The organism is Haloferax profundi (assembly GCF_001469865.1).
Classification (GTDB): Archaea; Halobacteriota; Halobacteria; order Halobacteriales; family Haloferacaceae; genus Haloferax; species Haloferax profundi.
In genome coordinates, this window is record NZ_LOPV01000286.1 from 1 (window position 1) to 324 (window position 324).

The following is a 324-nucleotide window of genomic DNA, read 5'->3' on the forward strand; positions in this document are numbered from 1 at the left end:
TGCCCCAACAGTTTGGGAGCGGGCAACCGGCCCAGATGGAACTGTCGCCGTCATTGAGATGCACGGTACGATTACAGGTGATACCGCGACAGTTGTCGTTGATAACCTTCGTGAGGCGCGACAAAACGACTCAATTGAGGCTGTAGTCCTGGACATAAACAGTCCAGGCGGTGCCGCCTCAGCGAGCGAACAGCTCTATCTCGCGGTTAAACGCACACAACAGGAGATGCCCGTCGTGACTAGCGTAACGGGCATGGCCGCATCAGGTGGGTACTACATGACGGCTCCTGCAGACCACATTTACGTCACACCTGCCAGTAACCG

At 56.5% G+C, this 324-nt stretch carries 1 protein-coding gene; it reads left to right on the top strand.

Annotation, left to right across the window (positions count from 1 at the left end; all coding sequences use genetic code 11):
• On the top strand, positions 1 to 324 hold a 324-nt coding region (locus AUR66_RS20635), incomplete at both ends, for an ATP-dependent Clp protease proteolytic subunit (protein ID WP_197409767.1).